The organism is Nonomuraea sp. NPDC050680, assembly GCF_040654555.1.
In the GTDB taxonomy this organism is placed as follows: domain Bacteria; phylum Actinomycetota; class Actinomycetes; order Streptosporangiales; family Streptosporangiaceae; genus Nonomuraea.
Map to the genome: position 1 here is coordinate 193,824 of NZ_JBFAIF010000004.1, position 21,375 is coordinate 215,198.

The 21,375-nt window shown below is 70.0% G+C and carries 23 protein-coding genes; 8 read left to right on the forward strand and 15 right to left on the reverse strand.

All coding sequences use genetic code 11. The features are described from left to right. Positions 1–32: 32 nt before the first annotated feature. Complete coding sequence (locus AB0H88_RS16605) at positions 33–698, reverse strand: DJ-1/PfpI family protein (protein WP_357645153.1); 666 nt, start codon at positions 696–698, stop codon at positions 33–35. Positions 699–778: 80 nt separating this feature from the next. Between AB0H88_RS16605 and AB0H88_RS16610 the strand changes: the two genes are divergently transcribed. Continuing rightward, on the forward strand, positions 779–2,602 hold the full coding sequence (locus AB0H88_RS16610) for a GMC family oxidoreductase (protein ID WP_357645155.1): 1,824 nt from the start codon (positions 779–781) through the stop codon (positions 2,600–2,602). Positions 2,603–2,757: 155 nt separating this feature from the next. Here AB0H88_RS16610 and AB0H88_RS16615 read toward each other — a convergent pair whose 3' ends face one another. The 3 genes from AB0H88_RS16615 to AB0H88_RS16625 form a co-directional block, all read right to left on the reverse strand. Then, a complete protein-coding gene (locus AB0H88_RS16615) occupies positions 2,758–3,180 on the reverse strand; it encodes a thioesterase family protein (RefSeq protein WP_357645157.1) in 423 nt (140 codons plus the stop codon). Then, positions 3,173–3,742, reverse strand: coding sequence for a TetR/AcrR family transcriptional regulator (locus tag AB0H88_RS16620; protein WP_357645158.1), 570 nt, complete (start codon positions 3,740–3,742; stop codon positions 3,173–3,175). Before AB0H88_RS16620 ends, AB0H88_RS16615 begins: the two co-directional genes overlap by 8 nt. A gap of 703 nt (positions 3,743–4,445) precedes the next feature. Continuing rightward, positions 4,446–5,075 carry a hypothetical protein gene (locus AB0H88_RS16625; protein ID WP_357645160.1) on the reverse strand — a complete coding sequence of 210 codons (630 nt, stop codon included), beginning with the start codon at positions 5,073–5,075 and terminating at the stop codon, positions 4,446–4,448. A 368-nt stretch (positions 5,076–5,443) separates the two neighbouring features. On the opposite strand from AB0H88_RS16625, the gene AB0H88_RS16630 reads away from it, so the two are divergent. The 3 genes from AB0H88_RS16630 (at position 5,444) to AB0H88_RS16640 (ending at position 8,419) form a co-directional block, all read left to right on the forward strand. Continuing rightward, the gene (locus AB0H88_RS16630) at positions 5,444–6,460 is read left to right on the forward strand and encodes an Lrp/AsnC family transcriptional regulator (protein ID WP_357645162.1); all 1,017 of its coding nucleotides are present in this window, start codon (positions 5,444–5,446) and stop codon (positions 6,458–6,460) included. A gap of 190 nt (positions 6,461–6,650) precedes the next feature. After that, positions 6,651–7,871 (forward strand): NAD(P)/FAD-dependent oxidoreductase, encoded by a 1,221-nt coding sequence (locus tag AB0H88_RS16635; RefSeq protein ID WP_357645164.1) that lies wholly within the window; start codon positions 6,651–6,653, stop codon positions 7,869–7,871. Between the two features lie 362 nt (positions 7,872–8,233). After that, the gene (locus tag AB0H88_RS16640) at positions 8,234–8,419 is read left to right on the forward strand and encodes a hypothetical protein (protein ID WP_357645166.1); all 186 of its coding nucleotides are present in this window, start codon (positions 8,234–8,236) and stop codon (positions 8,417–8,419) included. 331 nt (positions 8,420–8,750) lie between these two features. Here AB0H88_RS16640 and AB0H88_RS16645 read toward each other — a convergent pair whose 3' ends face one another. Both AB0H88_RS16645 and AB0H88_RS16650 read right to left on the reverse strand, forming a co-directional pair. Then, positions 8,751–9,110 carry a nuclear transport factor 2 family protein gene (locus tag AB0H88_RS16645; RefSeq protein ID WP_357645168.1) on the reverse strand — a complete coding sequence of 120 codons (360 nt, stop codon included), beginning with the start codon at positions 9,108–9,110 and terminating at the stop codon, positions 8,751–8,753. A 60-nt stretch (positions 9,111–9,170) separates the two neighbouring features. Further along, positions 9,171–9,872, reverse strand: a complete 702-nt coding sequence (locus AB0H88_RS16650; RefSeq protein WP_357645170.1) for an NAD(P)H-binding protein — start codon at positions 9,870–9,872, stop codon at positions 9,171–9,173. A gap of 95 nt (positions 9,873–9,967) precedes the next feature. On the opposite strand from AB0H88_RS16650, the gene AB0H88_RS16655 reads away from it, so the two are divergent. Together AB0H88_RS16655 and AB0H88_RS16660 are read left to right on the forward strand one after the other, a co-directional pair. Continuing rightward, the gene (locus AB0H88_RS16655) at positions 9,968–10,678 is read left to right on the forward strand and encodes a TetR/AcrR family transcriptional regulator (RefSeq protein ID WP_357645172.1); all 711 of its coding nucleotides are present in this window, start codon (positions 9,968–9,970) and stop codon (positions 10,676–10,678) included. A 106-nt stretch (positions 10,679–10,784) separates the two neighbouring features. Further along, positions 10,785–11,546, forward strand: coding sequence for an SDR family oxidoreductase (locus AB0H88_RS16660; protein WP_357645174.1), 762 nt, complete (start codon positions 10,785–10,787; stop codon positions 11,544–11,546). A gap of 27 nt (positions 11,547–11,573) precedes the next feature. On the opposite strand, the gene AB0H88_RS16665 is transcribed toward AB0H88_RS16660, so the two are convergent. From AB0H88_RS16665 to AB0H88_RS16680, 4 genes are all read right to left on the reverse strand, one after another. Continuing rightward, positions 11,574–12,044, reverse strand: a complete 471-nt coding sequence (locus AB0H88_RS16665; RefSeq protein WP_357645176.1) for a pyridoxamine 5'-phosphate oxidase family protein — start codon at positions 12,042–12,044, stop codon at positions 11,574–11,576. Positions 12,045–12,116: 72 nt separating this feature from the next. Then, a complete protein-coding gene (locus tag AB0H88_RS16670) occupies positions 12,117–12,884 on the reverse strand; it encodes an ATP-binding cassette domain-containing protein (RefSeq protein ID WP_357645178.1) in 768 nt (255 codons plus the stop codon). Beyond that, positions 12,881–13,915 (reverse strand): ABC transporter permease, encoded by a 1,035-nt coding sequence (locus AB0H88_RS16675; protein WP_357645180.1) that lies wholly within the window; start codon positions 13,913–13,915, stop codon positions 12,881–12,883. Before AB0H88_RS16675 ends, AB0H88_RS16670 begins: the two co-directional genes overlap by 4 nt. Beyond that, the gene (locus tag AB0H88_RS16680; protein ID WP_357645182.1) at positions 13,912–14,895 is read right to left on the reverse strand and encodes a sugar ABC transporter substrate-binding protein; all 984 of its coding nucleotides are present in this window, start codon (positions 14,893–14,895) and stop codon (positions 13,912–13,914) included. The genes AB0H88_RS16675 and AB0H88_RS16680 overlap by 4 nt, the downstream gene beginning before the upstream one ends. A 243-nt stretch (positions 14,896–15,138) precedes the next feature. Here AB0H88_RS16680 and AB0H88_RS16685 point away from each other — a divergent pair, with 243 nt between their 5' ends. Then, on the forward strand, positions 15,139–15,783 hold the full coding sequence (locus tag AB0H88_RS16685; RefSeq protein ID WP_357645184.1) for a TetR/AcrR family transcriptional regulator: 645 nt from the start codon (positions 15,139–15,141) through the stop codon (positions 15,781–15,783). Between the two features lie 6 nt (positions 15,784–15,789). Here AB0H88_RS16685 and AB0H88_RS16690 read toward each other — a convergent pair whose 3' ends face one another. From AB0H88_RS16690 to AB0H88_RS16705, 4 genes are all read right to left on the reverse strand, one after another. Beyond that, positions 15,790–16,026, reverse strand: a complete 237-nt coding sequence (locus tag AB0H88_RS16690; RefSeq protein ID WP_357645186.1) for a hypothetical protein — start codon at positions 16,024–16,026, stop codon at positions 15,790–15,792. A 66-nt stretch (positions 16,027–16,092) separates the two neighbouring features. Beyond that, positions 16,093–17,430: a TRAP transporter large permease subunit gene (locus AB0H88_RS16695; RefSeq protein ID WP_357645188.1), complete on the reverse strand. Its 1,338-nt coding sequence runs from the start codon at positions 17,428–17,430 to the stop codon at positions 16,093–16,095. A 197-nt stretch (positions 17,431–17,627) separates the two neighbouring features. Beyond that, complete coding sequence (locus AB0H88_RS16700; RefSeq protein ID WP_357645190.1) at positions 17,628–18,464, reverse strand: CoA ester lyase; 837 nt, start codon at positions 18,462–18,464, stop codon at positions 17,628–17,630. After that, entirely contained in the window at positions 18,461–19,648 is a 1,188-nt protein-coding gene (locus tag AB0H88_RS16705; protein ID WP_357645191.1) for a CoA transferase, read from the reverse strand. Before AB0H88_RS16705 ends, AB0H88_RS16700 begins: the two co-directional genes overlap by 4 nt. Before the next feature lie 68 nt (positions 19,649–19,716). Here AB0H88_RS16705 and AB0H88_RS16710 point away from each other — a divergent pair, with 68 nt between their 5' ends. After that, positions 19,717–20,370 carry a GntR family transcriptional regulator gene (locus AB0H88_RS16710; protein WP_357645193.1) on the forward strand — a complete coding sequence of 218 codons (654 nt, stop codon included), beginning with the start codon at positions 19,717–19,719 and terminating at the stop codon, positions 20,368–20,370. 142 nt (positions 20,371–20,512) lie between these two features. On the opposite strand, the gene AB0H88_RS16715 is transcribed toward AB0H88_RS16710, so the two are convergent. Continuing rightward, on the reverse strand, positions 20,513–21,295 hold the full coding sequence (locus AB0H88_RS16715) for an inositol monophosphatase family protein (RefSeq protein WP_357645195.1): 783 nt from the start codon (positions 21,293–21,295) through the stop codon (positions 20,513–20,515). Positions 21,296–21,375: the final 80 nt, after the last annotated feature.

The window sequence follows — 21,375 nt, forward strand, 5'->3', positions numbered from 1 at the left end:
CGGGCCGTGGTGGCGCTCCGCCGGGAGTGACGCTACGCGCTCTGGGTGGACCGCTGGCCCCAGGACGGGCCGTAGTGCCGCTCCATGTTGTCGCGCATGAACCGGACCACTTCGGCCGGGGCCTTGTCCACCGAGCCCGCGTCGTGCGGGGGCTGGGGGTCGTACTCGATCCCCAGCTGTACGGCCTGGGCGTAAGCCGGCCCCGCCAGCCGGTCGCACAGCAGCAGCGCCATGTCGATGCCGGAGGACACGCCCGCGGACGTCATGATCTTCCCGTCCTCCACGACGCGCCGGGACACCGGTTCGGCGCCGAAGCAGCGCAGGCTCTCCAGCTCGTACCAGTGCGAGGTGGCCTGACGTCCCTGGAGCAGACCCGCGGCCCCGAGCAGCAGCGAGCCGGTGCACACCGATGTCGTCCATGTGCTCGTCTCGTACGCCCGGCACAGCCAGGTCAGGACCCTCTCGTCGGCCAGCAGCCCCTGCGTGGTGCTGCCGCCGGCGACGACCACGATGTCCGGCCGCGCCATGCTCTCCAGCGGATCGGCCACCAGCCCGAAGCCCGGCTGATCGGCGGCGCACATGCCTGGTGTCCCCGACACGAAGCGCACCCGCGGATCGGGCAGGCGCCGCAAAACCTCGAACGGCCCGGTGGCGTCGAGGGAGGTGAAACCTTCGTAGATGAGGATGGCGACGTCCACGTTCTTTTCCCTGCTCTCGGCTCAGTTCTCGTCACGTCCGGCACGATTGATTTTATCGACCGATCGATTAAACTCGCTCCATGGTAAGCGTTGGAAACGACATAGACCAGCGCGTACGCGCGGACATCGCCGTCCTCGGCGGCGGCACGGCCGGCGCGGTCGTCGCCGGGCGCCTGATCGAGAACACCTCTCTGTCCGTGGTGGTCGTGGAGGCCGGGCCCGACTACGGGCCCTACGACGCCGGACGGTGGCCGCACGAACTGCTCGACAGCTCCACGCTGCCGCAGACGCACGACTGGGGATACCGGGGCCCCGGCGCCGTGCCCGGACACGACCTGCCGCTCGACCGAGCCCGCGTCATCGGCGGTTGCTCCTCCCACAACGGCTGCTCCCAGACGGTCGGCCACGCCGCCGACTACCGGGCATGGGGAACGTCCTGGACCGACGCCTCGGTCACCGAGTTGATGCGCCAGGCGGCTGCCAGGCTGCGCGTCCGCCGGGACTGCGACGACGACCTCACCCCGTTCCAGGCGGCGGCGATGGAGGCCATGATCCTTTGTGGTGTACCGCGCACAGACGACCTGGACGACCTCCTCGGGGGCGCCGGCTGCGGACCTTCACCGGTCAACAACCCCGACGGTGTCCGCTGGAACAGCGCCTTCGCCTACCTTGACCCCGTACGCGACTCCCTGGAACCGGGTCTGAACCCCGTGCGCTTGGAGCCGGGGCAGGGCTTCCTGCTTCCGGCGCGAGGCGACCGGCGCCCGGGGCGCAGCCACTCGGATCCGGCGGGCGGCGACCTGAAGCCGAGACGGAGCGACCGGCGACTGCGCGTGGTGGACCACGCGCTGGTCGACCACCTCGAACTCCACGGCTCGCTGGTCCGCCGCACGCACGTGCGGCGCGGGCAGGAGCGCCTCACCGTGGAGGCGGACCGCTTCATCCTGTGCGGCGGCGCCTACGGCAGCCCCGAGGTACTGTTGCGCAGCGGCATCGGCCCGGCCGACGACCTGACGGCGCTCGGCATGGCGCCCCACCTCGACCTGCCCGGCGTCGGCCGCAACCTGCATGACCATCCCACCCTGGAGCTGCGGTTCGCCGCGAGTCAGGAACTGGTGCGCCGACTCGCCGACTACGAGCGCGGCCGGCCGGTCCCGGACGAGCAGGTCATCGGGAAGGCCCTGTCGGCCGGCGGGCGCGCCCCGTACGACCTGCATCTCCTCCCATGGACCGGTAAAGAACCCGGAGGCTGGACCTGCGTACTGCCCGCCGCGTGTCTCACGCCGCGATCCCGGGGCACGCTGCGGCTGACCTCACCCGACCCCGGGGCCAGACCTCTGATCGACCACGCGTACCTGACGGACCCCGACGGGAGCGACCTTGAGGTGCTGCGGCACGGCATCGACCTGTGCCGCCGCATGGCCACCTCACCGGCCCTGGCCCCTCTGCTGGGGCGGCCCCTAGACGAGTTCACCGCAGCCTGGCTGGAGGAGTTCGCCGAGGATCCGCGCGACGGACGCGGCAGGCATCGACGCGACGGGCTCGCTATGGATAGACGCGACGGACCAGCCGCAGATCCGTCGCGCGACGAGCCCTCAGGCCCGGCCCGCGGCAAGCCCGCAGGTCCGTCCTCCGGCCAGCCCACGAACCCCTCGCGTGGCAAGCCCACTGGCTCGCGAGAGGCCGCGATGCGTGCCGCCGCCGCACACTACTGGCACCCGGTGGGCACGTGCGCGATCGGCACGGACCCGGCCGCGGGAGCCGTCGTCGACGCCACCGGGCGGCTGTACGGCAGCGACAACCTCTGGGTCATCGACGCCTCGATCATCCCGGTGATCCCCCGGGCCACGACCAACCTCCCGGTCGTCGCCCTCGCCGAACACCTTGTCCGCACACTGTTCTGAAACTCCTCCGCGGCGCTACCGGGCCCATCCAGGGGGCGCATCAGCCGGCCGAGCCGACGGGTCGCACGCACCAGCCGGCCGAGCCGACGGGTGGCGCGCCCTGGCTGGTCGAGCCGAACCGGCCCGCGAATCGGAGGATTCCGGGTCGGCAGGGCTCAGGAGAGGTCGCCCTTGGCCAGGGCACGCGCCGTGAACCGCTCGGCGTCGATGATCACCCGCTCGTGCGTACCCTCACCGATGACGTCCACCCCGTCACCGGCCGCCACCTCGAACCGCAGCCGCCGCCCCTCCACCGACACCAGCCGCACCCGGCAGGTCACCGTCATCCCCGCCGGCGTGGGCGCCTGGTGGGTGATGTCGACGCGCGTGCCGACCGTCTGCTCACGCGGCCAGTCCAGGTACGGCAGGACGGCCCGTACACACGTCCACTCCAGCAGCCCGACCAGGAACCCGGTGGCGAACACCGGCGGCATCACCCCGAACTCCGCCGACTCCGGATACAGCCCCGCCACGATCTTGCTCTCCGGCACCAGGAACGCGAACTCGTGCTCAAGCCCCGCGACCAGCCCTTCAGCCATGTACTCCACCGATCATCCGGGCGGCCGCGGCCTTGGCCCGCAGCATCGCCGACCGATCCCCATCCACCACGACCCGGGCATTGGCCCCGTCGATGAGCAGCAAAAACGCATAACCCAGCCCGTCAGGGTCGGCCAGCCCGGCCTGCTCGGCCAGCTCGGTCAACCGCTGCCGCAACCACCCCTTGTACGCGGAGATCACCTTGCGCGCCGGATGGTCCGGATCGGGCAGTTCCACCGCGGCGTTGGTGAACGGGCACCCGCGAAACCCCTCGCTCCCATGCCCCCGCGCCAGCCAGTCGAACACCGCCAGCAGCCGCTCATGGGCCGACCCGCCGCTGTCGAGGAGGAACTCGGTCAGCTCCGCCTGCCGTACGGCCCGCCGCCACTCCAGTACGGCGGCCACCAGGTTCTCCTTCGACCCGAACTGGGCGTACAGGGTCGGCTTGGACACCCCGGCCCGCTCCACCAGCGCGTCAACACCGGTGGCCCGGATCCCCTCGGCGTAGAAGACCTCGGTCGCCACTTCCAGCAGCCGCCGCCCACCCGGACTGTACTTCTCCACCACGCCATACTGACAGGTCTGTAAACCCTATACAACCCGCCCGCTGGGATAGCGAGGTGCGGCACGGAAACACATTGCTTTTCCCGCAAGGGCGGCACCCCCCAGCAGCACCGGCGCACCAATCATCAGCCCGAACAACGTGCTGGCCAACGCGATGCTGCGCGCCGTGGACATGGTCCGCCCACGGCTGTGGGCCACCAACCCCGACCGGGTGGCCTTGTGCGTCGGCGCGCAGATCAACGGCGCCCCGCACCTGGGCACCAGCCTGGTGCAGACGGCCGCGTTCCTGCTGGCCAAGGCCACCAAACGCAAGCCCCCGCGAACAGCAACTGGCCAACATCCGCCGCATCTATGGCCCCGAGAAAGAAGCGCTCGGCGTACTTGCCCTCGAAATCGAGCTCATCGAACCCGCCACCGGCTGAGATACCACCGAACCCGTCACCACCACAACGGACCGCGCACCGAGGCCATCGCTGTGTTCCGGGCCCCAGCGTTGCCGGGTCTGCGGGCGGAAACCGCCGATCCAATGGGGTTGCCGGCACAGACCAGAGCGGGGCACGAGCACGATGTCCCCATAGGACGCCGTGCACGCACCCTCGACGGTCTCGTCGACCGTCCGCCGTCCGCCAAAGTGGTGCTGCCACAGTGAGAGGTCACGTCCAGCCAGGCGGCGGTAGCGGTTGGCAGCCGGCCGCAGGTGGCGCTAGCGCACCCAGCCGGTGTAGCGGCGGCCGCCCTTCGGCTCCTCGCGCCATCCGGAACGGCGTGCTCCACTCTCGGGTTCGAGTGCGGCCGAGACCGCCCGGACGAGCCAGGCGTTGACGGAGAGTCCTTCGCGTCCGGCCGCCTCCTCGATGCGCGGCTTGAGCTGCTCGGGGACACGCAGCGAGATCCGCGACGTGCCGCCGTCCTCACCGTCCTGCGGCACCGCCACACCGGCCTCCGAAGCCCCCCGGGCCCCTGAAGCGCCCCCCGCGCCCGATCCCCCTGGAGCCGCCGGGCCGCCCGAAGCCGTCCGCCGCCGACCACCCGCCACACCGGGCAACGCGTCAAAGCCGCCCTCACCCCCGTCCTCGAACGGGCGGTCCGTGGGCGGCGGCGTCACGACGAAGGAAGGGTCGCGCCCGCGCAGCCGTACGTCGACCGAGCCCGGTGCGAGCTCCCGGGTGATCTCGTCGGCGGCGGCGGACAACGCCTCCAGCAGAACAAGCCGCGTCGCCGACTCCAGCGGCAAGGTGAGGCGCTCGGCGAGGGCGCGCGCGTCATCGCCACCCGCCTCGGCGGCGACCGCGAGTTCGCGGCGCAGATTGTCGACGTACGGCGCGAGATCCATGACATCACTATGACGCCATAAAGACGCCATGGCAACCCCGCCGCCTGGCCTGAAGCGCAGTTCACCTTTGACACCACCGCCTGTGGAGGGCGCCGCCAGCGCTCCAGCCGGATCGTGCCGGTACGGGACACGACCTCGCAACCGGCCGCGAATATAGCAGGACAGACGATCACGCGGGGACGGCGGCGCGAGCTGTCGCTCAGGCGGCGACGGCGACATGACTTGCCACTCGGACAGCACGATCGGCCGCTCGGGCGACATGACTGCCCGCGCTCGGGCAGCGCGACTTGTCACCCAGGCCCTGGCCGTCGATCCCACCCGCGCGGCGATCATCATGCCGTTAACCGGCGCCGAGATACCGTACCCAGATGGAAACCGTCACCCTGGACCGCCTGGACCGCTGTCTGGCACACGCGCTCCAGATCGACGGCCGAGCGCCCTTCAGCAAGATCGGCGAAGTGCTCGGCGTCTCCGAGAACACGGTCGCCCGCCGATACCGGCGACTGCGTTCAGCCGGGATACTCCGCGTCGTCGGCGTGGTCGACGGACTCCGGCTCGACCACGTCTCCTGGGCGATCCGGCTGCGCTGCACCCCCGACGCCGCGAGCGCGGTCGCCACCGCCCTGGCACGCCGCAACGACACCGCCTGGGTGAGTCTGCTCTCCGGCGGCACCGAGATCGCCTGCGGCACACTGGCCCGGACACCAGCCGAACGCGACGCGTTCCTGCTGGAGAAACTTCCCCGCAGCCGGCAGGTGGTGGGCGTCACCGCACACCGCATGCTGCACAGGTTCGCGGGCGGCCCGGCGGGATGGGCAGGCCTGCGGGCGCTGTCCACCGAGCAAGCCGCCGAACTCCTCGTCGATCCGGTCATGCACAAAGAAACCGCCTCGCCCCTCGAGGAAACCGTCCAGCTCGACGAAGCGGACCACGCGCTGCTGGAAACCCTGTCCAAGGACGGGCGTACCACCCATACCGACCTGGCCGCGATCACCGGCTGGTCGGAGTCGACCGTACGGCGACGCATGGCGCACCTACGGCAGGCCGGAATCCTCTACTTCGACGTCGACATCCCACCCGAACCCCTCGGCTTCCACGCCGAAGCCTGGCTGTGGATGTCCGTGAAGCCCGCCAAGCTCGCCGCCGTGGGCGAGGCCCTGGCCCAGCACCCGGAAGTCACGGTGGCCGCCGCCACCACGGGTCCGGCCAACCTCTTCGCGGGCGTCACCTGCCGCAACTCCCGCGACCTGTATCGGTACCTGACCGAACGCATCGGATCGTTGAAGGCCGTACGGCATGTAGAGACGGCCCCGCTGATCCGGACCGTCAAGCGAGCAGGCGCCATCCTGCCCGGCTTCCGCCAGGAGGGGTCCGCCTTCCGGTAGGAGGGGCCCGACCTCCGACAAGAAAAGCCCGGCCTCCGCCTGAAGGGGCCCGGCGCGATCTGAGACCGCTCGCCGGATTCCGGCTGATTGCCCGCCCGCCATGCCGGAAATCGCCGCGTCGCGGCACCTGGATCGCCTTCGCCCCGATCCGACGCCGACAGTTGCCGATGACCAGAAGGGAATCACCACCATGCATGTGATCGTCATCGGCGCCGGACTCGGCGGCCTGTGCCTGGCACAACGGCTGCGCCGGCTCGGCATCAGCGTTTCCGTACACGAGCGAGACACGACGCCGCTCCTCCGCCCCCAGGGCTACCGCCTCCACATCAACGCCGACGGCCGGCGCGCCCTCGAACACGCCCTCCCGCAACGACTATGGCGACTCTTCCTGGCGACGGCGGGGACACCCGGCCCCCGGTCGGTGTTCCTCGACGAACAGCTCCTGCCGCGATGGACGGCGGAGGCGGACTCCGGGCCCGCGCCGCTGGCGGCCGACCGGCTGACCCTGCGTCAGATATTGCTGTCCGGGTTGGAAGACGTCGTGACCTTCGGCAAGACCTGCACCGGCTTCGAAAGCACCCCGACCGACAACACCGCCGCGAACGACCCCATTGTCACCGCGAACAGCCGCATAACCGCCCACTTCGCCGACGGCAGCACCGTGACCGGCGACGTGCTGGTAGCCGCCGACGGCGTGAACTCCGTCATCCGCCGTCAGCTCCTCCCCCACGCCCGCGTCATCGACACCGGCCTGCGCCAGCTCTACGGCAAGATTCCCTTGACCGCCCGGACCAGAGCGCTGTTCAGCGACGACATGTTCAACGTCTTCACCGCGATCGTCGGCCCCGGCAGCGCCTTCGTCGGCGTGGCTCCGGTGGAGTTCCCGGGGCCGATGGACCAGGCCGTCGCCCGGCACGCCCCCGGCGTACAGCTCCGCGACATACGGGACTACATGACCGTCAGCTTCGGAACCCGCCGCGAACACCTCCCCCGCCCCGACGACGAACTCCACCAGATGACCGGCGCCGAACTCCGCGCGATGGTGCTGGACCTGATCGACGGCTGGCATCCCCACGTCCAGCGCATCGTGCGGGAGTGGGATCCAGCCAGCATCTTCCCCGCCATCCTGCGTACCAGCGTCCCCATCGAGCCATGGCCCACCAGCGCCGTCACCCTGCTCGGTGACGCCATCCACGCGATGAGCCCCGCTGGCGGGGTGGGCGCCAACACCGCGCTGCGCGACGCGGCCACGCTGGCGGACGCACTGAACGAGGCGGCACACGGACGCCCGCTGGTCGCGGCGCTGCGCGAATACGAAGCCGCCATGATCGGCTACGGGTTCTCCGCAGTACGCGCCTCCGCCGACAACGGCCACCGCTTCCTCGGACAGAACCCGCTCCCCGCCGCGTAAATCCCCGGGCACCCGCCCCCACGGAGACCCCGTGGGGCAACCGTTCGGCGACGCGATCGCGTACGGGCGCGGCGCGGGCGAATCGGTCTCGATTTGGGTGTCCCAGCGGGTAGTCACGCCAGGCGCGCCCGCACCGAGGATGACGGCGATCTGGAATGGCGGGTGGAGCTGGTCGACCGCTTCGGCACCGTCAAGCCCCTCATCGACATACTGGCCTCGGTGATCCCGTGGTTGCACCGCGGCGGGCTTACCGATCCTGGCCGCGTTGCGCGCGCTGCCTCGCCTGATGGCCGCGCGCAAGCCCGGACAGGAGCACATCAAGGGCTTTGAGGACCTGGTGACCGGGTCCTGGCGGGCGGCTGATGTTCGGCAACCCGAAGCTGGACCCGCCCTTGATCGACAGGCCCTCTTACACCTTCTGCATTCTCGAGGCCCTGCACGCGGCCCTGCGACGGCGCGACGTCTACGCGGTCGGCGCGACAAGTGGGGCAACCCGCGCCCGGCTGATCGAGGAACGGCTGTGGGTACGTGAGCGGCGGCGGTGTTGACCGCGCTCGGGCTGGACGCCGACCCGGCCGTGCACCTGCGCGAGTTGGCCGCGGCCCTGGTGGCCATCGGTTTGCTGAAACGCTCGTTCACCGCCGCCGAGCTGGCGTCCGAGACCGAGCGGGCGGTGGGCGGAAGCTGCACCGGCTGGAGCTGGCGCACACCCTGGCGGCCGCAGCTGACATGCAGTTCCTCATGGCGGCGGGCGCGGCGTCCGCGAGAAGTCGCTGAAGGGGCAGGCCGCCCGCGAGCGGGGCCGCCCCAGTGGGCGGCCCCGGATGTTAGACGCCATGATCGAACTGTCGTGGGCCAACAGACTAGCGCCGGCGGCACTCAGCCGAAGAAGTTGCAGGCACGGTTTATCCTTCCTTCCTCCAAGCTCACGACTCCGTAACCGGTGGCCAGAGGAGTGGCGGAGGCATCAGGCTGGATGAGGTGCCAGGAGAACAGGGCCAGATCATGGTGGCTACTGATCACCTTGGTCACCGCGAGCACAAGGTTGCCGAGTTTCTCCTCACGTGCATCACCTATGGCGGCTGCGATGTTGTTGCGGCCTTCGGCCGTCCAGTCGGGATCAATGACTGTGGCGTTCTCCGTGAAGATCGCCTCGATTGTGGCGTTGCGGTGGTCACGATCCAGGTCGTTCCATGCGGCGAAATAGGTGTGGACGATGTCGTCGATGGGCTCGCTCATGACGTGATCTCCTCAGTGTCTGCTGCTGCTTGAGAGATGGGGCGGCGGCTCTCGGCCAGTTCAGTAACCGACGGTGAAGCGTCGCTGGACGAAGCGCGGGAGTTCCGCCTCGTCGATGAGGGCGACGGCGGCATCCTCCGAGGAGATGCGGCTGCGTCCGTCTGCGTCGAGGACCGCCTGGTCGCCGCCGATCCGGAACCGGCCGGTGCGCCGGCCGGGGGCGATCTCCTCGGCCGGGCTGAAATAGGTCCAGAGTCGATTGGAAGTGCGGAGGACGTTCAGGGCGTCCCGATGTCCGCGTACGGCGGCGGCATACCCTCTCGGCAGCCCCAGCTGGTCGAGGCTCTCGTGCAGGAGTTCGTCGGAGTCGGCTCGTACGAGGCCGGGCTCGATCTCCAGGCTGCCGGCGCCGCCGATCACGATCAACCGGGTCCGGAGGTGGCTCTCCAGCGCCTTGAGCAACGCTCGGGCAGCGGTGGCGTAGACCGTGGGGTCAACGATCGAACGCGACACGGTGTCGGCGAAGTCATTGGCAGCGTTGCCGGGCTGGTATCCGCTGATCAGGACGTCCAGTCCGGGCAGTACCGCGGCGATGCTTTCGGCGTCGAGGACGTCAACGCTCTTCCAAACGATGTTATCTCGCTCTTCGCTGATCCGGCCGGCGTCGCGGGTGAGCGCTGTGACGTGATGCCCCCGGTGGAGGGCTTCGGTGACCACGCGGCTTCCGATGCCGCCCGTGGCTCCGATGATTCCCATGTGCATGAAGTCTCTCCTTCAGACTTGTGTGGTGCGCAGAAACTATACGCCGTGAAGTTTAAATACGTTACACAGACCGGTGACGCTGTAGAGTGTCGGCTGTGGGAAGCACAGGAGGACGCCGCGAACGGCTGCGGGCCGAGACGACAGCGGAGATCAAGCAGGTCGCGCTGAGGCTGATGGCCTCGGGCGGACCCGACGCGATCACGCTGCGGGCCATCGCCCGCGAGATGGGCATGACCGCCAACGCCATCTACGGCTACTTCGCCACCCGCGACGACCTGGTCACCACGCTGATCAACGAGGTGTACACAGCACTGGCCGACGCGGTGGACACTGCATGGGCCAACGCCCCTGCTGCGGATCCGGCCCATCGGATCCAGACGTGGGCGCGAGCCTTCCGGGACTGGGCCCTGGCCAATCCCGAGGGATTTCGCCTCATCTATGGCGACCCCGTGCCCGGCTACCAAGCCCCCGAGGGAGGCGCCGCCCCGGACGCCGCCCACCGCGTCTGTACGGGCATCGCCGCCCTCGCGGACGCCGCCTGGCCACACGCCGAACACCTTTACGCGCACAGCGACTTCCAGTGGCCCGACTTCGACGGCGGGCTTCTCAGTAAGGTTCGCCCGGCCTTCCCCGACCTGCCGCCAGCAGGCGTGGCACTCGCCCTGCGCATCTGGGGCCACCTGCACGGCCTGGTGTCACTGGAGATCTACGGACACCTGCAGACCCAGACGATCAGCCCCGACAAGCTCTTCCAAGAAGAGCTGACCCAGCTCGTCCGGTCGCTGGGCATCAAGCCCGAGGGGTGACGGCCCTCGCGCGGCCGGATGCACGCCGCCGCCCGGGTGGCCGACCCCCATCCGGCCCCCCGCCCCATCGCGAACGCTCGTGCGCCGGATGCTAGTTTGACCGTTCGTGTCTGACTACCTAGGTAATCTATTCTCCCTGGCCGGCCGGCGAGCGCTGGTGACCGGCGGCAGCTCAGGGATCGGCTATGCCATGGCCGAGGCGATCGGCCGTGCCGGGGCCGACGTGGTGATCGTGGCTCGCCGGGAGGCCGAGCTCGACAAGGCCGTACACCAGCTGCGGCAGCACGGCGTGACCGCCTCCCGCATCAGTGCCGACCTCGGCGACCGCGCCGCCGTGGAGCGGGTCTGCGCCGGCGCCGGTCAGATCGACATCCTGGTCAACGATGCCGCCAACAACATCCGTAAGCCCATGGCCGAGCTCACCGACGACGACTACGAGCAGACCATCGCGGTCAACCTGACCGCCCCCTACCTGTTCGGCCAGCACTTCGGCCCGAGCATGGCCGAGCGGGGCTGGGGGCGGATCATCAATGTGGGCTCGCAGCAGACCGTCAGCGCCTTCGGCAACAGCGGTGTGTACGGTGCGGCCAAGGCCGGGATCGCCGGACTCACCCGGTCGCAGGCCGAAGCCTGGTCAAGCCGGGGCGTATGCGTCAACACGATCATCCCCGGATTCGTGCTGACGCCGCTGACCGAGCCGGCTCAGGCCATCCCCGGCCGGGTCGAGGAGCTCGCCGCGCGCCACATGGTCGCCCGTAACGGCGTGCCTGGCGATTTCGCCGGTGCCGCGGTGTTTCTGGCCGGTGATGCCTCCGCGTTCGTCACCGGCCAGATGCTGTTTGTCGATGGTGGCTTCTTCGTACACTGAATCGGCCGAGCGCCTTTACTTTGTAGATTACTTGCGGCGGATATGGCGTACCTCCGCGCCTTCGTGCCAGGTGTCGATGACCAGTTCGTCGCCCTCGACCCGAGTCCACACCACCTCGGACAGGTCGATCCTGAACAGATGCGAGTCGGTGCTGGGCAGACCCGCCTCGGCCAGCACCTTCGGATCGGTGACCTCCATAGCCCGGCCGGCCAGTTTCACGTCGCCGGCCCATGACGACGGATCCGCCTCATCAGGGTCGGGCGAGGTGACGTGGATGGCCATGCGCGGATCTCGCCGCAGGTCGAGCGCCTTGACCGCGCCGGGCATGGACCCCATCCACAGCTCGCCGCCGTCCAACCGCGACTCGGTGCCGCTCACCCGGGGAGAGCCGTCCTTTCGGAGCGTGGCCAGCACCTTGTGCTTGTGACGCTCCAGCACCTCCCGAGCGATCGCCGCCAGTTCCGGGGCCTGGATCTCGAACTCTTTCCACGACGTCATACGAACATCATGAACGACGAGCCGGCGGAAGCCTAAACCGCAGACCTCCACTCAGGAATGAACGGGACGCCCTCACTCCCGGTCCGGCTCTTGGGACAGTTCGTGCGACAGCTGCTCCAGCTCCGCTCCCCCCGCCATCAGCCCCGTCAGCTCCTCCCGCGTGATGTCCCCCTTGCCGTACTCCCCCAGGCTCGTCCCCCGGTTGAGCAGCAGGAACCGGTCCCCCACCGGATAGGCGTGATGCGGGTTGTGCGTGATGAAGACCACGCCGAGGCCCCGGTCGCGGGCCCTGGCGATGTACCGCAGGACGACGCCCGCCTGCTTGACGCCCAGTGCCGAGGTCGGCTCGTCGAGGATGAGCACGCGGGCGCCGAAGTGGACGGCCCTGGCGATCGCCACCGACTGCCGCTCGCCGCCGGACAGCGTGCCGACGGGCTGATCGACGTCGCGGATGTCGATGCCCATGGCCCGCAGTTCCTCGCGGGCCACCCGCCGGGCCGTGGCGACGTCGAAGGCCAGGCCCTTGCGGGGTTCGGAACCGAGGAAGAAGTTCCGCCAGACCGACATGAGAGGGATCATCGCCAGGTCCTGGTAGACGGTGGCGATGCCGCGGTCCAGCGCCTCTCGCGGGCTGCCGAAGCGCACCTCGGCGCCGTCGACGAGGAAGGAGCCGGTGTCGTGCTGGTGCACACCGGCGAGGATCTTGATGAGTGTCGACTTGCCGGCGCCGTTGTCGCCCAGGACGCAGGTGACCTGGCCCGCCTCGACGCTCATCGACACCTCGCGCAGCGCCAGGACCGAGCCGAAGGTCTTGCCGATGTCGCGCGTCTGGATGATCAATGCTTCACCTCCTCGGCATACCGCCGGACCAGCCGGTTGGCCAGCGTCGCCAGCAGGAGCATGGCGCCGAGGAAGAACTTGAACCAGTCGGCGTCCCAGCCCAGGAAGACGATGCCCTTGTCGGCCATGCCGAAGATCACCGCGCCGATGGCGGCGCCGATCGCCGAGCCGTACCCGCCCGTGAGCAGGCAGCCGCCGATCACGGCGGCGATGATGTAGATGAACTCCTGCCCGATGCCGATGTTGGCCTGTACGGAGGTGTAGCGCAGGGCCAGGATCGAGCCGACGAGCCAGGCGGCGACCGCGGTCGTCATGAACAGCGCGATCTTGGTACGGGCGGCGGGCACGCCCACCGCGCGGGCGGCCTGCTCATTGCCGCCGACCGCGAAGATCCAGTTGCCCACTCTGGAACGCATGAGCACCCAGGTCGCCGCGGCGGTGACCAGCACCCACCACAAGATCGCCACGCGAAAGGAGGTGCCGCCGATGTCGATGGTGCCCGCGAAGATCGTCCGGGCGCTCTCGTAGCCCGTCGCCCTGCGCAGGCCGCTGACCTGTACGGTGCCGGTCAGGGCCTTGGTGACGCCCAGGTTGATGCCCTGCAGCATGAGGAACGTGCCCAGCGTCACGATGAAGCTGGGCAGCCGCGTCCTGGTGACGACCAGCCCGTTGGCCAGCCCGACGAGCAGTGCGACGACCAGCCCGACGAGCATGGCCGTCCACACGTCGAAGCCGTAGCGGGTGGCGAGCGTGACCAGGATGAGCCCGGTCGTGCCGGTCAGCACGCCGGCCGACAGGTCGAACTCGCCGCCGATCATCAGCAGCGCGATCGCGACGGCCATGATGCCGAGCGTCGCGGCCGGGTCGAGCCAGTTCGCGATGCCCGCGGGCGAGCGGAACACCGGCGACTGCGCGGCGAAGAACGCGAACACCGCGATCAGGCCGACCACCGCGCCGAGCTCCGGACGGATCAGCAGCCGGCGTGCCAGGCCGACGCTGCCGATCCGTTCATCGGCGGGAACAGTGGTCACCGGGTGCCCGCTTCTGCCAGTTTGGCCACCTGCTCGGCGTTGTCCTTGGTCACGAAGCCGGGGCCGGTGTTGACGGGCAGGCCACCGCCGACGGTGTTGAGGTTGTTCTTGTACAGGTAGAGGAAGACGATCGGCAGGTAGCCCTGCAGGTACTGCTGCTGGTCCACGGCGAACAGGATCTCCCCATCCTTGATCGCGGCCACCACATCGCCCGACAGGTCGAACGTGCCCAGCTTGGTCTGCGTCCCGGCGTCCTTGATGGCGTCGCGGGCGGCGATGGCGACCGCCGGGTTCAGCGTGAGCACACCGTTGAGCTGCTTGTCGGACTGCAGCTTGGCGGTGACCTTGGAGGTCACATCCGCCAGGTTGCTCACGTCGACCTGCAGCCGCTCGACCGTGCCGCCCAGCGTGGCCTCGGCGCCCTTGCACCGCTGGTCCAGGCCGACGTTGCCGGCCTCGTGGATGACGCACAGCAGCTTGGTGACGCCGGCGGCCTTGAGCTGCTCGCCCGCGCCGCGCCCGGCCACCTCCTCGGACTGCCCGACGTGGGTGATGGCGCCGAAGGCCTTGGAGGAGTCGGCGCCGGAGTTGATCGTCACGACGGGGATCTTGGCGGCGACGGCCTTGCCGATGGCCTCCTTGAGGGCGTCGGGGTTGGCCATGGACACCACGACGCCGGCGACCTTCTCCGAAACCGCCTGGTCGATGAGCTGCGACTGCTTGGCCGGGTCGCCGTCGCCCTGGTAGGTGACCTTCACGGCGTACTGCTTGCCGGCGGCCTCGGCGCCGTTCTTGACCACGTCCCAGAAGGAGTCTCCGGGCCCGGCGTGGGTGATGACGGCGAAGGTGGCGCCGCTCGCCGCGGCGGGCGCGGATCCTGCGGCGGGTGCGCTGCTCTGCGCGGCGGGTTGCGGCGCGGAGGAACAGCCGCTCAACGCCAGAGCGCCCAGCAACGCCACCACGATCGGGATTCGTCTCATCCGACACCTCCAAGACCAACGGGCTCGTCCCTGGTTCTACCCCAATGTCATCTGCTTGTATAGACATGCGGACCAATGGTGACAATCATGGTTTCGTCCTGATGTCAGGACATGATGGTCGCCGCACATCCGAGGAGGACGAGCCCGGGGACGCCGAGCCGCGATCACCTTCGAGTCTACGCCGCCTACCTGGCCGAACCCTTGAAGGTAGAACGGAATCATTCGTTCCCGTATGCTGGAGGGATGACGACCTCAGCACCGATGAGCGGCCGCAAGGCGCAGGCCGCCCGCAACGACGAGTTGATCCTCCAGGCGGCACGGGCGGTGTTCACCGCCGACCCGGGCGCCCCGATCGCCGCCGTGGCCGAGCGGGCGGGCGTGGGGATCAGCGCACTCTATCGCCGCTATCCCAGCAAGGAAGCCCTGCTGCAGAAGCTCTGCTTCGACGGGCTGATGGTGTACATCGCCGCCGCGGAGAAGGCGCTGGCCGACCAGGGCGACCCCTGGGACGCCTTCGCCACGTTCATGCGGGAGATCGTCGACGCCGACACCCACTCCCTGACGATCGCGCTGGCCGGGACGTTCCAGCCGACGCAGGAGCTGTACGAGGCCGCCGTGCGGGCCAGTGACCTGGCGACCCAGGTGCACGGAAAGGCGTCCACCGCCGGGGTGCTGCGACAGGACGTCACGGTGTCGGACGTGGCGCTGCTGTTCGAGCAGCTGGCCTCCGTCAAGCTGGGCGAGCACGAGCGCACCGAGCAGCTCCGGCACCGCTACCTGGCGCTGTTGCTCGACTCGCTGCGGCGGCCGCCGGCCCACCGGCCGCTGCCCGGCCCCCCGCCGCAGGACGCCGAACTACGGGCCCGCTGGACGCCCGGCTCGTCGTGATCCACCTCAGTCCTCCCCCGCCTTCCAGCGGAACAGGTACGACATCACGAAACCGAACAGCCCGGTGACCCCGGCCGCCACGGTCATCGCCATGCCGAGGTTCGACACGGCGCCGGAGACCAGCCCCGGGGCGCCGGCGACCAGGCCGACGGCCTGAATCAGCACCACCACGACGCCGAGGACGAGGAACACGACGAGCCCGATCTTGAACAGCGCCATCGTCACGCGCTTGAGGGTGTCCACTGCAGATTCCTTTCGAGCGGATCAGCGGAAAGCGGGTCAGAGGAGTGCGGGTCAGCGGAAAGCGGGTCAGATCGGCAGCACGCCGGTCGCCACCAGCACCCCGAGTGCCAGGATCGGGATGACGAACCAGATGATGAGCCGGCCGAAGGTCCTGGCCGGGTCCACTCCGGCGATGCCGCTGGCGATGTAGATGGGGGCCGCGCCGGGCGGAGAGGCGCCCTCGGTGGAGGCGAAGATCATGATGGCGGTGGCCGCGGCCACGGGCGAGACTCCGGCCGCCGTCAGGGCGCTGAAGGCCACCCCGCCGACGGCAGCGATCGTCGCGCTCCCGGTCAGCGGCGCCGCGATGATCACGATCAGCAGTCCGACCAGCGTGGCGATGACGGCGACCGGCGCGTTCAGGCCCTTCATGATGGCGGTGAGCTGCTCGACGAGGCCGAGCTCGCCCAGGCTGGCCGCGGCCGCGAAGGCGAAGAACAGCGTCGCGCCGATCACGGCGTAGCGCGGGGCCATGTCGCCCAGCAGCTCGTTCCAGGCCCGCCCGGTGCGCGGCAGCCGCTTCCAGGCCACGGCCAGCGTGGCCAGGATGGTCAGCACGGGGATCCAGACGACGATACTGATGTCGTCCGCGGCCTCGCCGACGCGCGACTCCATCCACTTGATACCGAAATCGAGGGTCAGGACCACCGGTACGGCGATGCCCGCATACACCAGCAGCGACGTCCACCCGGCGCGCAGGGCGGCCCGCAGCGGGATCAGGTCGGCGGCGTCGGTGGCCTCGATCCGGTGGCGCCGTACCCAGACGAACACCACGACGAAGCGGTAGAGCACGGTCCACAGCCCGCCGACGAGCGCGGGCACGAACAGCTGGTCGGCCGTCAGCACGGGCGCCACGGCGGCCGAGCCGAGCAGCAGGAACATCGACGAGCTCGGCGGGATCGAGATGCCCAGCCCGGCGTTGCCCGCCACCAGCGCGGCGGCCAGGTCCGGCCGCCAGTTGGACCTGGTCATCCACGGGATCGTCACCGACCCCACCGAGGCGGCGATGCCGGACCCGGACCCGGCGGGCCCGCCGAGCAGCGCCGCGGCCGAGGTGGAGACGTAGCCGGCGCCGCCGCGCAACCGTCCGAAGATCGAGTTGAGCACCGTCACCTGCTCCTGGATCAACCCCAGCTTGGTGAGCAGGTAGCCCATGAACACGAAGGCCAGGGCGGCGAAGACGACCTCCTCGGCCAGCGCGTCGGAGATGCCCGCCCAGGCCAGGCTGAGGAAACCGGTACCGCCGAACAGGCACACCCCGAGGAAACCGATGAGCATGGCCTCACCGATATTGCGTTTCAGGACGCCGTTCCAGACGACGATGATGGCGATATAGGCGACTAGCGCCCAGACGGCGATGCCCATGGCGAAATGGCCTCCGTTGGGGGTGATATCGAAAAGTGAGCTGCGGCTTGTGGAGTCGGTGCTCGGGCACGGGAGAGCCGGCCACGGCGAAAGACACGCGGGAAAGACACGCGGGAAAACCAGCCGCCACGAAAGGTCAGCCCTCGGGCGTGGGAAGCCGGACGCCGCGAAAGCGCGGAGCCGGCCGCCGCGAGAGGTCAGTTCTCGGGCGCGAGCCGCTCGGCGAGGTCTAACGTACGGCGGGCCTTGGCGACGATCGGCGCGTCGACGAAGCGGCCGTCGGGCAGCGCGACGGCGCCCGTCCCGGTCCGCTCGGCCTGCTCGGCGGCCTGGACGATCTCGCCGGCCCGCTCCGTCTCCTCCCGCGTGGGAGTGAACGCCCGCCTGATCACCGGGATCTGGCGGGGATGGATCGCGGTCCTGCCGAACAGGCCCAGCGCGCGGGCCGCCCGGCAGGAGGCCGCCAGGCCGGCCTCGTCCTTGACGTCGGGGTAGACCGACATCGGCACGGGCGGCAGGCCGGCGGCCGCGGCGGCGATGACCGCCTGGAGCCGGAGGTGGTTCATGGCGCTCTCGTCGGTGATCGACAGCTCGGCCGCCAGGTCCTGCTCGCCGAGCGCGATGCCCGCCACGGCCGGGTGGGCGGCGACGGCGTGGGCGGCGACGATCCCGGCCGCGGACTCCAGCAGCGCGTACGCCCTGACGCCCAGCCCGTCCAGGACGCCGACCGACTCGACCTTGGGCAGCCGGACCGCGCCGAGCCCCGGCAGGCCGGCGAGCGCGTCGAGGTCGTCCCGCCCGCGCCCGCCCGCCAGGTCGTTGACCCTGACGTGCACCTCGACCGATCCGATACGGCTCGCCAGGTAGGCGGCGGCGTTGGCCCTGGCCTCGTCCTTGCGGGCGGGCGCGACCGCGTCCTCCAGGTCGATGATGACCACGTCCGCCCCGGAGGCGACGGCCTTGTCGAACCGCTCGGGCCGGTCGCCGGGGACGTACAGCCAGGTGACGGGCAGCCGGGTGACAGAGGTGCTCACGCGATCACCCCGTCCTCGCGCAGCCGGGCGATCTCCTCGGCCCCGTAGGCGAGCTCGCCGAGCACCTGGTCGGTGTCCTGGCCGAGGGGCCGCCCCGGCCAGGAGACCGCGCCGGGTGTGTCGGACAGGCGGAACAGCACGTTCTGCATGGTGACCGTGCCCAGTTCTTCGTCCGGCACCTCGATGAAGGTGTCGAGGGCGGCGTACTGCGGGTCCTTGGCGATGTCGGAGACGTCATAGATGGGGGCGACCGCCGCCTGGGCCTCCTTGAAGCGGGCGATGACCTCCTCGGCGTCGCGTTCGGCGATCCAGGAGGCCACGGCCTCGTCGAGTTCGTCGACGTGCTGGACCCGGCCATGGCCGCTGGCGAACCAGGGCTGCTCGACCAGGTCGGGCCGGCCGACCAGGGTGACCACGCGTTCGGCGATGGGCTGGGCGCTGGTGGATATGGCCAGCCAGCGGCCGTCGCGGGTGCGGTAGGTGTTGCGCGGCGCGTTGCTGCTGGAGCGGTTGCCGGTGCGCTGAGGTATGACGCCGAGCGCCTTGTACGCGCTCATCTGCGGGCCGAGAATGCCCAGGATCGGCTCGATGATGGCCATGTCGACCACCTGGCCGCGTCCGCTCTGCTCGCGGGCGCGCAGGGCGACCATGATCGCGTACGACATGGCCAGCCCGGCGATGCCGTCGGCCAGGGCCAGGGGCGGCAGGGTGGGCGGGCCGTCCGGCTGGCCGGTCATGGCCGCGAACCCGCTCATCGCCTCGGCCAGCGTGCCGAAACCGGGCTGACCGGACATCGGGCCGAACTGCCCGAAGCCGGTCATCCGTGCCACGATCAGGCGGGGGTTGATGTCCATGAGGTCGCCGGGGGCCAGGCCCCAGCGTTCCAGGGTACCGGGGCGGAAGTTCTCGACCAGCACATCGGAGCGTTCGACCAGGCGGCGCAGGATCTCCTGCCCCTCGGCCCGCGACAGGTCGACGGCGGCGGCGCGCTTGTTGCGCGACAGCGTCTTCCACCACAGGCCCACCCCGTCGACCGAGGCTCCGTGCCCGCGGGAGGGGTCGCCGCGGCGCGGATGCTCGATCTTGATCACGTCGGCGCCGAAGTCGCCGAGCATCATCGCGGTGGATGGCCCGGCGAACAACGTCGCGGCGTCGATGACCAGCAGGTCGGCGAGGCTCGTCATAACGATGTAACTTATAAGAAATATCTCATAGGTCAATACGCTTCTCAGATTGCGGGACACTGATGGTCATGCCGACCAGCGAGCCGCGTCCTCCCATGAGCAAGGCCGAATACGTCTACAGCGTGCTGCTCGAGGAGATCCGTACAGCCACGATCCCCGGTGGCACCGCCCTGCGCGCCGGGGCGGTGGCCCGCAGGCTCGGCGTCTCGGTCACGCCGGTCCGCGAGGCGCTGCGCAGGCTGGAGAAGGACCGGCTGATCAGCTATGAGGCCCACCACGGCGCGACCGTGGTCGACCTGGGCGACGACGCGCTGGAGGAGTACTACGGCCTGCGGGCGGTCGTCGAGGGCCTGGGCGCCCGACTGGCCGCCGCCCGGATCACCGCCACCGACCTGGCCGCGCTGCGCGAGTTGCACGCCTCGATGATCCGCGACGTCGAGGAGGGCCGGCACGACCGGCTGGGCGAGCAGAGCAGGCAATTCCACCTGCGCATCGCCGACATCGGCGGCCCGGCCTTCCTCGGCCAGCACGCCAGGGCGGTCCGCGACAGCTTCCCCGTGCCCGCCGGGGCCTCGCTGTGGCTCGACGACGAGCAGGTCAAGCTGCAACTCGACGCGCACGAGGGCATCCTGGCCGCGCTGGCCGCCGCCGACGGCACCGCGGCCGAGCACATCATGATCGAGCACGTACGCCAGGCCGGCGACTACCGCAAGGGCCACTGACCGCCCTCGGCCGTTCAGATGGCGCCAAGCCCCACTCGTGAACTGGTTGATGGGCCTCAGTCGGTGAGCGTCCCGCGGACCTCCTCCAGCACGTCGGGGGTACAGTCCATCTGCTCCAGCCGGTCACCGGACCGGGTCAGCTCTACGAGCCCTCCCAGGGCGCCACCTCGGCGAGGGCGGAGCCGCGCAGGTCGAAGCCGCCGACGTGGGCCAGGTAGTCGCCTTCCTCCAGCGGGTCGCCGACGTAGACGCCGCCCGCCTGCCGTACCAGCAGGGCGCCCGCCGCCACGTCCCACGGGTGGGAGCGGGTGCCGTATGCGACGTCGGCCCATCCGGCGGCGACGTGCGCGAGCTTGAGCGCGGCGCTGCCCGGCCTGCGTACGGCGGAGAAGGACTCCAGGAAGCGGCCGTAGCGGCGCAGCGCCCGCTCACCGTCGAGTTCCAGGTCCAGCGGCGTGGGGTAGCTGGCCAGCAGCATCGCCTCCCTGTCCTGGGTCGCCCCCTTGCTGCGGATCGGGGTGCCGTTGCACCAGGCGCCCAGGGTGGAGGCGGTGAACTCGTCCTCGCGCACCGGGTCGTACACGACGCCCGCCACCAGCTCACCGGCCACCGCGGCGGCGATGGAGACGCAGAAGAACGGCAGGCCGGCGGCGAAGTTGGCGGTGCCGTCGATCGGGTCGACGTACCAGCGCAGCTCGCCCGAGCCGGTGAGGCCGCCCTCCTCCCCCACGATCGCGCTGCCGGGCCAGCGGGCGGTGATGACGGTGCGGATCGTCTCCTCCGCCGCCCGGTCATGCTCGGTGACCGGGTCGTGGAAGTCGCGCTTGGTGGCGACCGGCGGCCTCGATCTGAAGGCCTTGCGCAGCCTCGGCCCGACCGCCCTGGCCGCCTCCGAGGCGGTGTCGAGCAACTGTGTCGCGTCCATGTCCTCTCCCAAAAGGTCTCCTCCAGGGGCACTTCACGCTCATCAGCACGGTCATGCCCAATTCCGCGCGTTCGACGTAC